Source organism: Saccharopolyspora galaxeae, assembly GCF_016526145.1.
Lineage (GTDB): Bacteria > Actinomycetota > Actinomycetes > Mycobacteriales > Pseudonocardiaceae > Saccharopolyspora_C > Saccharopolyspora_C galaxeae.
This window is the reverse complement of record NZ_JADDUE010000007.1, coordinates 210,572-225,401: the sequence shown is the minus strand read 5'-3', so window position 1 is coordinate 225,401 and position 14,830 is coordinate 210,572. Positions and strand designations below refer to the sequence as shown.

Genomic DNA, 14,830 nt, shown 5'->3' with positions numbered 1-14,830 from the left:
ATGCGCATATCGACATCTGGCGTCGCGACCATACCGCCCGATCGGACGTAGCCGGTGCCGTCGCGACTGCGGTTCGGTCGAACAGCGGACGCGCCTGGGGGCGGACGGTTCGACACAGTGCGTCACAACGTGACTACTGTACGGTGCCGGCGATCGAACGAGGAGCACACCATGGCCGAAGCGCAGCGCCTGCTGTCCAGGGAGATGGACATCGACCGGCCCTGCGCGGCGCGGATCTACGACGCCTTCCTCGGCGGCTCGCACAACTTCGGCGTCGAGCGGCGGTTCGCCGAACGGCTCGAGCTGGCGCTGCCCGGGGTGACCGGGGTTTTCCGGGACAACCGGGCGTTCCTGCGGCGTGCCGTGGAGTACCTGCTGGCCCGCGGGGTGCGGCAGTTCCTGGATCTGGGTTCGGGCATTCCGACGATCGGGCACGTGCACGAGGTCGCGCGCAGGCGCACCGGCCGGTTCCGGGTGCTGTACGTGGACAACGAGCCGCTGACCGTCGCGCACAGCAAACCGCTGCTGGCCGCCGAACCGCGGGCGGAGATCATCCGCGCGGACCTCCGCGAACCCGGGTCCGTGCTGAACGCGCCGGAAACCGCCGAGCTGCTCGACCTCGCTCAGCCGGTGGGGGTGCTGATGTCGGCGGTGCTGCACTTCCTGGACGACGGCGACGACCCGCACGGCTTGGTGCGCACCTACCAGCGGGCGGTGCCGCCGGGCAGCGCGCTGGTGATCTCGCACGTCACCGGGGGCGAGCAGCCCGCTCCGATGCACTTGCTGGCGAATTTCTACGCGGACACGGCGGATCCGCTGGTGGACCGGTCGCCGGAGTGGATCGACGAGTGCTTCGGCGGGTTCGACCGGCTCGGGCCGGGCACCTGCTGCGTGAGCGATTGGCGTCCTGATCCGGGAGCGCCCGCGCACCCCCACTACCGCATCCTGCACGGCGGTGTCGCACGCAAACCCGCTCGGCACGAGTAGCCGGGTGAAGGGCCCGTCGGACCCATCGGACGGGGCGAAAGTCCCCTTCGCACTCCGAACGAGATTACGCGGGTCGGGTGACGCGTCGGCGTGTCGGCCGTCCGGATGGCCGTGCGTGCGCGGGCCGCTCGATCGCCGGCGCCTCCGGTGGGTCAGGAGCGGGGAGTGCGGATGAACAGCAGCAGGACACCGGCGACGACCGCGGCGGTTCCGGCCGCCAGCCAGGCGGCGCCGAGACCAGCGTGCTCGGCGAAGAAGCCGAACAGCAGCGGCCCGGCGCTGCCGCCCAGGTAGATCCCGGTCTGGGTGAACGAGGTCGCGCTCGCCACCCGGTCCGGCGCGATGCGGGCGACGGCGAAGTTCAGCAGCCCCGGCCACGCCCACCCGGCACCGAAGCCGACCGACACCCCGAGCAGGAACAGCTCGGCCGAACCCGCCCCCATCAGTACGTAACCGACCGAGCCGACCAGCAGCATCGCCGTGATCAGCCGCAGCAGGTTCGGGTTCCAGCGATCCGCGACCACCCCGGCCGCCAGCCGGATCGTCAGACCGGCCGCGGAACCCAACGACAGCACCAGCCCCGCCGCGGACGGGCTGAACCCGACTTCGACGGCGGTGGTGGTGACGAACGAGCCGAGCGCGTTGGCCGCCGCCGACCCCAGCCCTCCCGCGATGGCCAGCAACAGCAGCGGCACGAACTTCGAATCGCCGGACGATTCAGCCGAAGACGCCCGCGACGAGCGTTCCGCCTCCGCCAGCGCAGGCACCGCGAACGCGGCCAGCAGCCCGAGCAGCCCGCCGAACACGAACACCCAGCGCCAGCCGATGGTCAGCGCGATCGCCGGTACCGCAGCGCCCGCCAGCAGCGTGGCGACCGGGATGGAGGACTGCTTCACGCCGAAGCCCATGCCGCGCCTGGCAGCCGGAACACCTTGGGTGACCAGCAGGTTCGCCGCGGGTTGCGCGAGCGAGTTGGGCAACCCGGCAATCCACAGCAGCGCGACGAGCCAGCCCGAGTGCTGCACGGCGGCCATCCCGAACAGGCAGGCGGCACTGCCCGCCGCGCCCAGCCGCATCGCCAGCCGGGAGCCGATGCGCTCCACCACCCAGCCCATCGAACGCGACGCCAGCGCGGCGACGCCGAAGAACCCGGCGGTGGCCACGCCGAGCAGCGCTGCGCCGAAATCCAGCTCCCGCTGCAGCTGCACGCCGAGCCCGCCGACGAGGAACACCGGGAAGACCCCGACGGTCACCACCGCGGCGACCGCGCTCAGCACGCGCACCGCGCCGGGGCGGCGTTGGAGCGATCGCCGGTTGCTGATCACCGCTGCGGACATCCGCGCCTCCTCGAATCCGGCCACCAGCGTGTGAACCGAGCAATCGGTTAGCAACGCTAACGTGACGCAGGCCTCGCTGACCGCACTCGAATGCAGGTGCGCACGGCCTTGACGCGCAGGGGCGCAGCGGGACACGGTCGGTGATCGGCACAGCGGCGTGGGGAGTTCGGGTGGCAGCAGAGTTCAGCGGAATCCCATCGCCGGGCCTCGAAGAGCCGGTGCTGCTCGACGCGGTGGAACTGTCCTGGTCGATCCGGCGGCGGGAGATCTCCTGCGTCGAGGTCGCCGAAGCCTTCCTGCGCCACATCGACCGGTTCGACCCGCTGGTCAACGCGATCGTGTCCCGGGCGGACGAGGAAGACGTGCTCGCCCAGGCCCGCGAGCGCGACGCCGCGCTCGACCGCGGCGAGCCCGTCGGCTGGATGCACGGCTTCCCGATCGCGGTGAAGGACCTCGCCGACGCGGCCGGATTCCCCACCACGCAGGGCTTCCAGCGCACCGCACCGGCGACCGAGGACGCGACGCACGTGCGCCGGATGAAGGAAGCGGGCGCGATCGTCGTCGGCAAGACGAACGTGCCCGAGTTCGGACTCGGCTCGCACACGTTCAACGAGGTCTTCGGCACCACGACCAACCCCTACGACCAGACCCGCACGGCGGGCGGCAGCAGCGGAGGGGCCGCTGCGGCGCTGGCGATGCGGATGCTGCCGGTGGCAGACGGCAGCGACTTCATGGGTTCGCTGCGCAATCCAGCGGCGTTCTGCAACGTGCTCGGGCTGCGGCCCGGTTTCGGCCGGGTGCCCTCGCCGGGTTTCGTGGCCGATCCGTCGGTGCCCGGGCCGATGGCGCGCACGGTGCGCGACCTGGCGATGCTGCTGTCCACAATGGCCGGTCCGGACGAGCGGGCGCCGCTGAGCCTGGACCGCGACCCCGCGGAGTTCACCGGGCAGTTGCGCAACGACCCGGCGGGCGTCCGGATCGGCTGGATCGGCGACTTCGACGGCTACCTGCCGACCGAGCCGGGTGTGCTGGACGTGTGCGGTTCCGCGGTGGAGCTGTTCCGGTCGCTGGGCTGCGAGGTCGAGCCGGTTCCGGGCGGGCTCCCGGTGGCGCGGGCGTGGGAGACGTTCCTGCTGTGGCGGCACTGGATGGTCGGCGAGAAGCTGCGCGAGCTGTACGCGGACCCGGCCACCCGCTCGCGGATGAAGCCCGAAGCCGTCTACGAGGCGGAAGGTCACGGCAAGCTCGGGGTACCGGACATCACCGCCGCGCTGGAAGGCCGCGACGCCTGGCGGGCCGTGGTTTCGGACCTGTTCGCCCGCTACGACTTCCTGCTCGCGCCGAGCACGCAGGTCTTCCCGTTCGATGTCGGGATGCGCTGGCCGGAGGAGGTCGGCGGCCACCCGATGGACACCTACCACCGCTGGATGGAGACGGCCGCGCCGTGGACCTTGTCCGGCCATCCGGTGCTGAACCTGCCCGCCGGGTTCAACGGCGCCGGGTTGCCGACCGGGGTGCAGCTCATCGGCCGCGGCCACGCCGAGTGGGAGCTGCTGCGGCTCGGGCACGCCTACGAGCAGGCCAGCGATTGGGTGCACGCAGCCCTGCCACCGGCCCTGACCTGACCGCGTCGCGGCCGGATGTCGAGTGGATTCCCCGGATTCCGCCGTTGCCCGCGCCTCACGGTGCCCTGCGACGCACTCGCTGACCGGCCTCGCGGTCCCGCGGCCTCGCTGGTCATGCTCGAACGAGCGGCATTCGCGGCAGGCGAACGGCCCGGGGCCGGTGTGCACAGCCGCGCAACCCGGTGTGCAGGATGTGCGAGGCTGCATCAGCAACGTGGCGTTTCAGGGAAGGTGGCAAGTGGGTACCGAGGTTTTCTCCCTGCAGGACAAGGTGGCGCTGGTGACCGGTGCCGGGCAGGGCATCGGGCTGGAGATCGCCAAGGCGCTGCGCTCGTCGGGTGCGCACGTGGTGCTCGGGGAGATCAACCCGGAGACCGGCAAGGCCGCGGCCGAGCAGATCGGCGGTGAGTTCCTGCAGGTGGACGTGACCGACTCCGCGCAGGTCGCCGACGCGGTGGCGAAGATCGTCGCCGAGCACGGGCACCTGGACGTCTCGGTGCACAACGCGGGCATGGTGCGCAACGAGCCCGCCGAGGACATGAGCGACGAGTCGTGGCGCAAGGTCGTCGGGCTGAACCTGGACGCGGTGTTCTACTGCTGCCGCGAGGTCGGCAAGCAGATGCTCGCCCAGGGTTCCGGATCGATCGTGAACATCGCGTCGATGTCCGGGCTGATCTCGAACCACCCGCAGCCGCAGGTCTCCTACAACTCCTCCAAGTCCGGCGTGATCATGCTGACGAAGTCGCTGGCCGGTGAGTGGGGCGGCCGCGGCGTGCGGGTCAACTCGATCTCGCCCGGCTACACCGGCACCGAGCTGCTGCGCGGGGTGCAGACCACGCAGCCGGAGTGGTTCAACAGCTGGGTGGCGCAGACCCCGCTGGGCCGGGTCGGTGAGCCGCACGAGCTCGGGCCGGTGGCGGTGTTCCTGGCCTCGGAGGCGAGCAGCTTCGTGACCGGCAGCAACATCGTCGCCGACGGCGGTTTCACCGTCTGGTGATCGGCGCGGGTGCGCGACGAGGGGACCGCGAGCGGCCGGTGACGACCGGCCGCTGATCCCGGTCCCCTGGTCGGCCTCGGATGCCGTCCCGTTCCGGGACCTCTTCCTGAGCCGACGCCGCTGCAAGCCGGCACCCGGACGCGTGTCCTTTGTGGACGTTGCGGCCAGGTCGAGCGGCGTCCGCCCGCGGCATCCCCGATCGGTCCAGCGCCAACGCGCGGACGGTGGTCCGCTGTTGACGGTTGTTTCCTGGCGGCCCCGGCGCGCTCGCCGGGGCGGAACCAGCTCGACCACCGGCGGGCCCTCCTAGCCGCGGAAGGCGTTGCTGCCGGTCAGCGCCTGGCCGATGGTCAGCGCGTGCATCTCGCTGGTGCCTTCGTAGGTCATCACCGACTCCAGGTTCGTCATGTGCCGCATGATCGGGTACTCCAGCGAGATCCCGTTGGCGCCGAGGATGGTCCGCGCCGTGCGGGCGACCTCCAGCGCGCCGCGCACGTTGTCCAGCTTGCCGAAGCTGACCTGCTGCGGAAGCAGCGTCCCGGCGTCCTTGCGCTTGCCCAGGTGCAGCGCCAGCAGCCGGGCGTTGTTCACCCGCACCGCCATGTCGGCGAGTTTGCCCTGGGTGAGCTGGAAGCCGGCGATGGGCCGGTCGAACTGCTCGCGGGTGCGCGCGTAGTCCAGCGCGGTCCCCAGGCAGTCGCGGGCCGCCCCGTTCGCGCCCCACACGATCCCGTAGCGGGCCTCGTTCAGGCAGCTCAGCGGACCGCGCAGCCCCACGGCCCCGGGCAGGGCGGCCTCCGCGGACAACCGCACCCCGTCCAGCACGAGTTCGCTGGTCACCGAAGCGCGCAGGGATGCCTTCTTCTTGATCTCCGGCGCGGAGAATCCGGGCACGTCGGTGGGCACCACGAAACCGCGCACGCCGTCATCGGTCTGCGCCCAGACCACGGCGACATCGGCGACGCTGCCGTTGGTGATCCACATCTTGCGCCCGTCGAGCACCCAGTCTCCGCCGTCCTTGCGCGCGCGGGTGCGCATCGACGCCGGGTCCGAGCCGTGGTCCGGTTCGGTGAGCCCGAAGCAGCCGATCGCCTCGCCCGCCGCCATCCGCGGCAGCCACTGCTGCTTTTGCTCCTCCGAGCCCCAGCGCCAGATCGCGAACATCGCCAGCGATCCCTGCACCGACACCAGCGAACGCAGCCCGGAGTCGACGGCCTCCAGCTCTTCGCAGGCCACCCCGTAGTCCACCGCGGACGCGCCCGCGCAGCCGTAGCCCTCCAGGTGCATCCCGAGGACGCCGAGCTTGCCGAGTTCGCGAGCGAGTTCCCGGGCCTGCGGGAACTCGCCGCGCTCGAACCAGTCGCCGACGTGCGGCACCACCAGGTCCCGGCACAGCGCCCGGACGCTGTCGCGCAGCGCGAGCTGCTCGGTGCTGAGCTCGGCGTCGATGCCGAGGGGGTCGCGGGGGTCGAAGTCGGGTTTGGCGCTCATCGGCGGCCTCCTCGGGACGGATCGTCGAACAACGGCGCCGGCGCGGCGGTCTCGCCTGCCAGCCAGGAACGCACCTCGTCGGTGTGCTCGCCCAAGTGCGGGGGCGCTACCGGCGGCACGACGCCGGACTCGGAGAACTCGATCGGGGTGCGCACCTGCGCCACTCCCCCGTCACCAGGATCGGCCGTGGGGGCCAGCCCGAGCGACTCGGCGTACTGCAGCGCACCGCCGAGGTCGTTGACCTGGCCGCAGGCGATGCCCACCCGGTGCAGCCGGTCCTGCCAGTCCGCGGCCGGCCGCGCGCCGAGCACGTTCTCCAGCCGCTCCACCAGGGAGTCGCGGTTGGCCACGCGCGCTGCGTTGGTCGCGAAGGCCGGGTCGTCGGCCAAGCCGACCAGGCCCAGCGCTTCGGTGAGCCTGCGGAACTGGTCGTCGTTGCCGACCGCGACGGCCAGCAGCGCGTCCTCGCAGCGCAGCGTCTCGTACGGGGCGATGCTCGGGTGCCGGTTGCCCATCCGCTCCGGCGGGATGCCGGTGGTCAGCAGCCCGCTGACCTGGTTCACCAGCGAGGACAGCAGGCTGGAGAGCAGGTTGACCTCGACGTGCTGGCCCTGCCCGGTGGCGTCCCGCTGCCGCAGCGCGGCCATGATCCCGAACGCGAGGTCCTTGCCGGTGAGCACGTCCACCACGGCGACCCCCACCTTCGTCGGTGGGCCTTCCTGGCCGCCGGTGACGCTCATCAGCCCGCCGACCGCCTGCACCACGAAGTCGTAGCCGGGCAGGTCCGCGCCGGGACCGGAACCGAAACCGGACACCGACGCGTAGATCAGCCCGGGGTTGAGCTGCTGCGCGGCGTCGTAGTCCAGCCCGGCCTTGTCCAGCACGCCCGGCCGGAAGTTCTCCACCAGCACGTCCGCGCGGCGGACGAGTTCGCGGGCGGTGGCCCGGTCCTGCTCGTCGGCGAAGTCCAGCGCGATGCTGCGCTTGCCGCGGTTGACCGACTCGAAGTAGGACGAGCTGCGCTCCGTCCACGGTGGACCCCAGCCGCGAGTGTCGTCCCCGGCGCCGGGCCGCTCGACCTTGATCACGGTCGCGCCGAGGTCGGCCAGCAGCATGGTCGCGTAGGGACCGGCCAGCACCCGGCTGAAGTCCGCCACGACCACGCCGTCCATCGGCAGCGCCCGACCCATCGCTGACCACCTTCCGGTTCTTCGACCGCCTGCGGGAACGCACCGCCGGACCGCGCGACGAGCACGCACGTCCCGCCAACCGCCTGCACCGACCGGCCGCCGCCACTTGCGAGCATTCGGCTCCGTGCCAGCGTGTTGCGTTCCACCGAGATTGGATCCAATATACAGTCAGCGCCGCAGTCGTCAACAAGATCTCGTCCGGGTGATCGTCGATCCGGGGCGGTCGTCCGCGCGATGATCGGCGTCACGTCCGCCGAGCACGACGCCACGCCCGAAGACCCGGCAGGAGCCCGATGCCCGCAGATCGCGACCACCCCGACGAGGCGCCGCAGGACCAGGCGCGCACCGCAGATGCCCGCACTACAGATGCCCGCACCGCAGCTCCCCGCGCCGACCTGCGCTGGCCGGACCAGGGCACCCGGCCGCCGACCACGCAGGCCTTCGTGCTCGACGCGCTGCGCCGCGCGATCACCTCCGGGTCGCTGCCACCGGGCCGCCCGATCCGGCAGGACGGCATCGCGCACGACCTCGGCGTCAGCCGGGTGCCGCTGCGGGAGGCGCTGAAGACCCTGGAAGCCGAGGGACAGGTCGTCTACCGCCCGCACCGCGGCTACGCGGTGGCGGAGCTGTCGCTGGACGACCTGGTGGAGGTCTACCGGATCCGGGAACTGCTGGAGTCGGAGGCGGCCGGGATCGCGGCAACCGCGTTCACCGAGGCCGACCTGGCCCGGATCACCGATGCGGCCGAGGACGTCGAATCGGCCGCCGAGGACGGGGACCTGGTGGGCATGATCGCGGCGAACCGCAGGTTCCACTTCGCCTTGCTGGAGCCCGCCGGAATGCCGCGGCTGATGCGGATGGTGCGGACGCTGTGGGACGCCACGGACGCCTATCGCGCGGTCTACTACAACGCGACGGCCAACCGCGCGCGCGTGCGCGAGGAGCATTCGGCGATCGTCCGCGCGGCCGCGGAAGGCGACGCCGAGAAGCTGATCGCCGAGCTGAGCACCCACCGCAGCCACGCCATCGATTCGCTGCGCGAGACGATCACCTGATCAAGTCTTCAGCAGTACCTCGGCCGCCTTCCGCGCCTGCCGCGCCGCATCCGGCACATCCATCGAGGCGGAGACGGTGACGCCTTCGTAGAGCAGCAGCGCGGTCTTGGCGAAGTCGGCCGGGTCGGGCGCATCCGCGGCTTCGGCGAGCCGCGCGAAGTGCTCCCGCACCCATTCCTGCTGCGCGGTGATGATCGCGCGCGCCGGGTGCTCGGCGTCGGGGATCTCGGCCAGCGCGTTGACGAAGCCGCAGCCGCGGAAGTCCCCGCGATCGATCCACTCGGCCAGCGCGTCGAACGTGCCGAGCACTTGCTCCGCGGCCGATCCACCGTGCTCGTCGAGCCACCGCAGCACCCACTCGCGCCAGCGCTCGTCGCGCTGCTCGAGGTATGCGGTGACGAGGTTGTCCTTGGAGCCGAAGCAGGCGTACAGCGTCTTCTTCGTGACCCCGGCTTCGGCGGCGATGCCCTCGACGCCGACCGCGTGGATGCCCTGCCGGTAGAACAGCTCGGCGGCCACGTCGAGGATCCGCCGCCCGGCGGGTGTGAGCCGTTCGCGAGTCATGAGCCCATTCTATACCGACCGGTGTGTTGACAAATCCGCCGCGCGCGTCTTCAGTGATAACCACACCGGTCGGTATACCTAGGAGAAGCGATGCGAGCAGTGCAGTTGACCGGGTTCGGCGGACCCGAACGGCTCGACTACCGCGACGACCTGCCGGAACCCGAACCCTCCGCGCACGAGGTGCGGATCCGCGTCGGCGCGACGGGCATCAACAACACCGACGTGTGGACGCGGGAAGGCGCGTACGGCTCGTCCGACGACCCGTCGGCGACCGCGGGCTGGCGCCGCGAACCGCTCGAATTCCCCCGCGTGCAAGGCGCGGACGTCGCGGGCCGGATCGACCGCGTGGGCCCCGGCGTCGGCGAAGAACGGATCGGCGAGCGCGTGCTGGTCGACCCGATGCTCTACACCGGCGGCGAGCGGGAACTGGTCGACACCGAATACCTGGGCAGCGAGCGCGACGGCGGTTTCGCCGAACTCGTGACCGTGCCCGCGGGCAACGCGCATCCGATCGACAGCGAACTCGGCGACGCGGAGCTCGCCACGTTCCCGACCGCCTACGCCACCGCAATGCGGATGCTGGAGCGAGCCCGCGTGCGCGCCGGGGAGACGGTGCTGGTCACCGGCGCCTCGGGCGGAGTCGGTTCGGCGTTGATCCAGCTCGGTGCGCTGCGGGGTGCGCGGGTCGTCGCGGTCACGACGGCAGCGAAGGCCGAGCGCGCCGCGAAGCTGGGTGCCGAAGCCGTCCTGGACCGGGCGGATCTGGCGGTGGAGCTCGAGCGCACCGGCCCGGTCGACGTCGTCGCCGATGTCGTGGCCGGTCCGGCGTTTTCCCCGCTGCTGCGGGCTTTGGCGCCGTTGGGCCGCTACGTCGTCGCCGGCGGGATCGCCGGGCCGCTGGTCGAAACCGATCTGCGCACGATCTACCTGCGGCAGGTCGAGCTGGTCGGTTCCTCGTTCGGCACGCACGAGGATTTCGCCCGCGTGGTTCGGCACATCGCCGCCGGTGAACTGCGCCCGCTGCTGGCCGGGACCTACCCGCTGCACCGGCTCCGCGAAGCGCAGCAGGACTTCAAGGCCAAGGACTTCTTCGGCAAGCTCGTCGTGCTCCCGGACGCGGCGTGAACCACCTGAGCGCCAGGAGCGACGCGCCCATGGACAACGCGGTCATCGACGGCGCCCGGCTCGCCTACCACCACTCGCCGGGCACGACGGGAGAAACGGTCGTGCTGCTGCACGGCACCCCGTCGCACAGCTTCTTGTGGCGCAACGTGATCCCGGAACCGGAAGCCGACGGGCACGGAGTTCTCGCGCACGACCTGCTCGGCTACGGCCGCTCGGAACGTCCGGTGAGCCGGGCGACGTCGGTGGTCGAGCAGGTCCCGCTGCTGCACGGGCTGCTCGATCACCTCGGGATCGAGCGGTGCACGCTGGTCGCGCACGACATCGGCGGTGCGATCGCGCAGCTTTTCGCCGTCGAGCACCCGCAACGGGTGCGGCGGCTGATGCTGATCGACAGCGTGTGCCGGGACTCGTGGCCGTCACCGACCTGGCGACGGATCATCGAAGAGCACGGCGACGACCACGCGCGGCTGCCGCAGCAGGACTTCGAGCAGATCCTCACGCGGCAGTTGCAGTCGGCGGTCACGACGCCGATGGCGGAGCCGGTGCTCGACGCCTACTTGGAACCGCATCGAGGTCCGCTGGGTCGCATGTCGTTCTTCGAGCACCAAGTGCGCCACTACGACTCGCGGCCCACCCGGGAGATCACCGCGCGCCTGCCGGAACTCGCGATGCCCACGCGGGTGCTGTGGGGCGAGCAGGACCGCTGGCAACCGGTGGAACTGGGCGAATGGCTCGCCCGCACGATCCCGGGCGCCGAGCTGGCCGTGATCCCGGCGGCCGGGCACTTCCTTCCCGAGGAAGCGCCCGGCCGGGTCGCCGCGGAGATCCGGAGCCTGCTCGGGGAATCTTGAGAGGATTCCTCAGTACGTGTAGAAGCCGCGGCCGGACTTCTTGCCGTAGTGCCCGGCGTCGACCATCCGCTGCAGCAGCGGCGGCGCGGCGTACAGCGGCTCCTTGAACTCCTCGTACATCGAGTCGGCGACGGACTTCATGGTGTCCAGCCCGATCATGTCCGACAGCGTCAGCGGCCCCATCGGGTGCGAGCAGCCCAGGACCATGCCGTTGTCGATGTCCTCGGCGGAGGCCACGCCGCTCTCGTACATCCGCACCGCGGACAGCAGGTACGGCACCAGCAGCGCGTTGACCACGAACCCGGCCCGGTCCTTGGCGCGGATGGCCTGCTTGCCGAGCTGTTCGGTGGCGAAATCGGAAGCTCGCTGCACGGTCTGCTCCGAGGTCGCCAGCGAGGGCACCAGCTCGACCAGCTTCATCACCGGCACCGGGTTGAAGAAGTGCACGCCGAGCACCTGCTCGGGCCTGCCGGTGGCGCCCGCGAGCTTGGCGATCGGGATGGAGGAGGTGTTCGAGGCCAGGATCGCGTCCGCGCCGGTGACCCGGTCCAGTTCGGCGAACACGCTGGTCTTGAGCTGCTCGTTCTCCGCGATGGCCTCGACGACCAGCTGCCGGTCGGCGAAGTCGGCCAGCGAGGTGGTGAACCGCAGCCGCCCCAGCGCGGCGTCCCGGTCGGCTTCGGCGAGCTTGCCGCGCTGCACGGCGCGCTCCAGCGAGCCGGTGATGCGCTGCCTGCCTGCTTCGACGGCTTCCTCGCTGACCTCGGAGACCAGCACGTCGAGCCCGGAGCGGGCGTTGACCTCGGCGATGCCGGCTCCCATCAGGCCGGAGCCCACCACGCCCACGCGTTCGATCTTCGTCACCACACCGATCCTTCCGTCCGCGACTCGGCCGCTGCCGAACGACAGCCCGGATGATGTCAAAACGAACGGTTACCGGTCGGTAAGGGGTGCGGTAGGCCACCCCAGTGCGGTCAGGTGGGAGCTCGAAGAAGCCGGACCGCTGCTTGCACGGCCCGGCTTCCTGCCTCCCGGAGCCCCCCGCCACTGACCCCCTGGAGCGAGCCACACTACAGCAACGGACGTGGACGGATCTACGTCTTGCGGCCACATGTGTGGACATCTTTCACGGCATCGGCGGTGTCCCGGAGATCGCCACGCCTTAGAGTCGTGTCCGTGGAGCCCGCGCCCGACTTCTCCGCCAGCCCCGCTTCGGGAAGCGCGATCAGCGTGCACGTGTTCGCCGAGCGGCTGACCGAGCTGCTGGAGGCGCAACCCGATCCGGAAACCGGCAAGCCCTACGGCAGCGAGCGGATGGCCGCGCTGCTGACCGAGCGCGGCGTGCGGATGTCCGGCACGCACATGTGGCACCTGCGCACCGGCCGCGCGGTGCCGCGGCTGACCGAGGTGGTCGCGTTCGCCGAGTTCTTCGGCGTGGGCCTGGACTTCTTCGATCCGGCGATCTCGCGGGACCTGCTGGCGCAGTGGCGGCTGGCCGGGCAATTCCGCAGGCAGGGGGTCGAGGAGGTGGCGCTGCGCCAGCTCACCGGGCAATTCCCGGAGCAGGATCGTCCGCACGTGGCCGAGGCGATTCTCGGGGTGCTGCAAGGGTTCAAGGCGCTGCGCGCGGATCAGTTGCCGGGTTCGCCCGACGACCGGAGCCCGACCGAACCCCTCGAACGGCCCCGGCAGGACGGCAAGCGCGGCAAGGGCCGGAAAAGCTCATGAGGTTCCTGGTGTGGAGCGAAGGCGGGCGGGCGCGTTCGCGCTGGATGCTGCGCAGGCGCAGCGCGCGGCGGCTCGACGCGCTGGGCCTGCCGCACCGGTTCACCGCTGCGCAGCTGCTCGACCGCGCCCGCGCGCACCTCGGCAGGGAGATCTACTTCGCCGCGGTGGAGCTGCCGCCGCGCGCCCCCAGCGGCCTGGCGCTGCTGCCGGCGGGTTGCGTGATCATCGTCGCGGACGCGCGCACGTCGCGCTGGCACCGCTGGCACATCTGGCTGCACGAGCTGATGCACCTGCTGTGGGGCCACGTCGGCCGTCCGGTCGGCGATCCGGCTCCGGCGTTGCGCTCGCTGTTCGGCGATCTGCCGCCGGAGGTGCTGGATCGGGTGCTGACCCGTTCGGCATGTTCGGCGCAGGAGGAAGCGGCGGCCGAGATGATGGCTTCGGTGGCTATGCAGCGGATCAGTTCGTGGGATTCCCCGCAGGCGCACGAGGTGCCCGACGAGGCGCGCGAGGTGCTGCGCCGGTTCCAGATGGCGCTCGGGTGAGCCGGTGACGTTCGCGGTTCTGTACTCGCTGGCGCTGCTGCTGCAGCTGGGCGCTTTCCTGTGGAAGCTGCGGGATCTGCTGCGCGACCCGCGGGATCCGCGGCTGGGGGCGATCACGCTGGCGCTGCTGTTCGTGGCGTGCGGCTTCAACTTCGCGATCCCCCCGGTGTATTCGGCGGTGGCCGCGGCGACCGGCGTGCCGAACCTGTCCACTTTGGCCGTCTACGCGTCGATCGTGCTGTGCACCGCGTCGTTGCAGGTGTTCTCGGTGAATCTGGCGCGGTCGCGGGACGAGGCGGTGCCCGCGGGGCGGGCGCTGGTGCTCGGCACGGGTGCCGCGCTGGCGGTGCTGGTGGCGCTGTTCTGCGTCGCGCCGGTGCACGACGAGCCGCACGTGCTGGACTTCGATTCGCACTACTCGGGCGAGCCGGTCGTCGTCGGGTTCCTCGCGGTGTACCTGGGCGCGTACTCGCTGGGCCTGATCCGCAGTGCGCTGGTGTGCCTGCGGATTCGGCCGCACGCGGCGGATCCGTGGCTGCGGCGCGGTGTGTCGCTGGTTCCGGTCGGTGTCGTGTTCGGGCTCGGGTATTCGCTGTTGAAGGCGGTCGCGGTGGCCGCGACCTGGCTCGGCGGGGATCTCGCGCCGGTCAGCGATGTGGCGGCTCCGGTGAGCGCGACGGTCGGTGCGAGCGTGATGGCGGTCGGGTACGTGCTGCCGTCGGTTCCGCGGTTGCGTCGCCATGCGCGGGCGCGCCGGCAGCTTCGTCCGCTGTTGCGCGCTTTGCGGCCGCTCGCGCCGGAGCTGGCGCAGAACACGCGGCTCGCCTCGGCCGAGTACCGGTGGCTGATCGCGACCGACGACCTGCTGCGGGTGCTGCGGCCGCACCTCGCGCCGGAGGCCGCCGCGCTCGCCGAAGAACACGCGGACCGCCAGGGCCTCGAAGGCGACGAACGCGCCGCAGCCGTCGAAGCCGCCCGCATCGCCGCGGCGCTGCGCGCGCATCGCGCGGGGAGCTCGCCCGGCAACGGCAGCGCCATGATCCGCGAAGAGTCCGGAATGGACGGTCAAGACGTGGCGCTGTGGCAGGTGCCCGACCAGGACCCGGGGCGCGACCTCGCCGAGGAGCTGCGCTGGCTGTGCCTCATCGGTGAAGCGTTCCACCGCCCGCATCCGCTGGTGCGCGCCGTGCTGGACGATCCGCGGCGCGCGGAAAAGAATCCGGCTTCGTGAAAGCTCCGGCCTCCTGACGCTCCAGCCTCGTGGACAGCCCGGCCTCAGAACCCCGGCTTCGCGGGGAACCCGGCTTCGTGAACGGGCCCGCCTCATGAAGAATC

The 14,830-nt window shown here is 71.3% G+C and carries 14 protein-coding genes; 9 read left to right on the top strand and 5 right to left on the bottom strand.

The genetic code is table 11. The features are described from left to right. Positions 1-171: 171 nt before the first annotated feature. A complete protein-coding gene (locus INP57_RS17735) occupies positions 172-987 on the top strand; it encodes an SAM-dependent methyltransferase (protein WP_200071352.1) in 816 nt (271 codons plus the stop codon). 152 nt (positions 988-1,139) lie between these two features. Here INP57_RS17735 and INP57_RS17730 read toward each other — a convergent pair whose 3' ends face one another. Then, on the bottom strand, positions 1,140-2,324 hold the full coding sequence (locus INP57_RS17730; RefSeq protein WP_200071351.1) for an MFS transporter: 1,185 nt from the start codon (positions 2,322-2,324) through the stop codon (positions 1,140-1,142). 170 nt (positions 2,325-2,494) lie between these two features. On the opposite strand from INP57_RS17730, the gene INP57_RS17725 reads away from it, so the two are divergent. Both INP57_RS17725 and INP57_RS17720 read left to right on the top strand, forming a co-directional pair. Continuing rightward, on the top strand, positions 2,495-3,949 hold the full coding sequence (locus INP57_RS17725) for an amidase (RefSeq protein WP_200071350.1): 1,455 nt from the start codon (positions 2,495-2,497) through the stop codon (positions 3,947-3,949). Between the two features lie 238 nt (positions 3,950-4,187). Further along, positions 4,188-4,946: an SDR family NAD(P)-dependent oxidoreductase gene (locus INP57_RS17720; protein ID WP_200071349.1), complete on the top strand. Its 759-nt coding sequence runs from the start codon at positions 4,188-4,190 to the stop codon at positions 4,944-4,946. 306 nt (positions 4,947-5,252) lie between these two features. On the opposite strand, the gene INP57_RS17715 is transcribed toward INP57_RS17720, so the two are convergent. Beyond that, the gene (locus INP57_RS17715; RefSeq protein ID WP_200071348.1) at positions 5,253-6,437 is read right to left on the bottom strand and encodes an acyl-CoA dehydrogenase family protein; all 1,185 of its coding nucleotides are present in this window, start codon (positions 6,435-6,437) and stop codon (positions 5,253-5,255) included. Beyond that, positions 6,434-7,627 carry a CaiB/BaiF CoA transferase family protein gene (locus tag INP57_RS17710; RefSeq protein ID WP_200071347.1) on the bottom strand — a complete coding sequence of 398 codons (1,194 nt, stop codon included), beginning with the start codon at positions 7,625-7,627 and terminating at the stop codon, positions 6,434-6,436. The genes INP57_RS17715 and INP57_RS17710 overlap by 4 nt, the downstream gene beginning before the upstream one ends. A gap of 293 nt (positions 7,628-7,920) precedes the next feature. Between INP57_RS17710 and INP57_RS17705 the strand changes: the two genes are divergently transcribed. After that, positions 7,921-8,682, top strand: a complete 762-nt coding sequence (locus INP57_RS17705; RefSeq protein WP_200071346.1) for a GntR family transcriptional regulator — start codon at positions 7,921-7,923, stop codon at positions 8,680-8,682. On the opposite strand, the gene INP57_RS17700 is transcribed toward INP57_RS17705, so the two are convergent. Continuing rightward, the gene (locus tag INP57_RS17700; RefSeq protein WP_200071345.1) at positions 8,683-9,246 is read right to left on the bottom strand and encodes a TetR/AcrR family transcriptional regulator; all 564 of its coding nucleotides are present in this window, start codon (positions 9,244-9,246) and stop codon (positions 8,683-8,685) included. Between the two features lie 90 nt (positions 9,247-9,336). Here INP57_RS17700 and INP57_RS17695 point away from each other — a divergent pair, with 90 nt between their 5' ends. Both INP57_RS17695 and INP57_RS17690 read left to right on the top strand, forming a co-directional pair. After that, positions 9,337-10,371 (top strand): alcohol dehydrogenase family protein, encoded by a 1,035-nt coding sequence (locus INP57_RS17695; RefSeq protein ID WP_200071344.1) that lies wholly within the window; start codon positions 9,337-9,339, stop codon positions 10,369-10,371. Between the two features lie 29 nt (positions 10,372-10,400). Next, a complete protein-coding gene (locus INP57_RS17690) occupies positions 10,401-11,222 on the top strand; it encodes an alpha/beta fold hydrolase (protein ID WP_200071343.1) in 822 nt (273 codons plus the stop codon). 9 nt (positions 11,223-11,231) lie between these two features. Here the strand turns inward: INP57_RS17690 and INP57_RS17685 are convergent, their stop codons facing one another. Continuing rightward, entirely contained in the window at positions 11,232-12,086 is an 855-nt protein-coding gene (locus INP57_RS17685) for a 3-hydroxybutyryl-CoA dehydrogenase (RefSeq protein WP_307850141.1), read from the bottom strand. A gap of 312 nt (positions 12,087-12,398) precedes the next feature. Here INP57_RS17685 and INP57_RS17680 point away from each other — a divergent pair, with 312 nt between their 5' ends. From INP57_RS17680 to INP57_RS17670, 3 genes are read left to right on the top strand one after another with little or no spacing between them, the layout of a single operon-like run. Further along, positions 12,399-12,950 (top strand): hypothetical protein, encoded by a 552-nt coding sequence (locus tag INP57_RS17680; protein ID WP_200071341.1) that lies wholly within the window; start codon positions 12,399-12,401, stop codon positions 12,948-12,950. Beyond that, positions 12,947-13,495, top strand: coding sequence for a hypothetical protein (locus INP57_RS17675; protein WP_200071340.1), 549 nt, complete (start codon positions 12,947-12,949; stop codon positions 13,493-13,495). The genes INP57_RS17680 and INP57_RS17675 overlap by 4 nt, the downstream gene beginning before the upstream one ends. 4 nt (positions 13,496-13,499) lie before the next feature. Next, complete coding sequence (locus INP57_RS17670; protein ID WP_200071339.1) at positions 13,500-14,726, top strand: MAB_1171c family putative transporter; 1,227 nt, start codon at positions 13,500-13,502, stop codon at positions 14,724-14,726. The last annotated feature ends 104 nt before the right edge of the window (positions 14,727-14,830 follow it).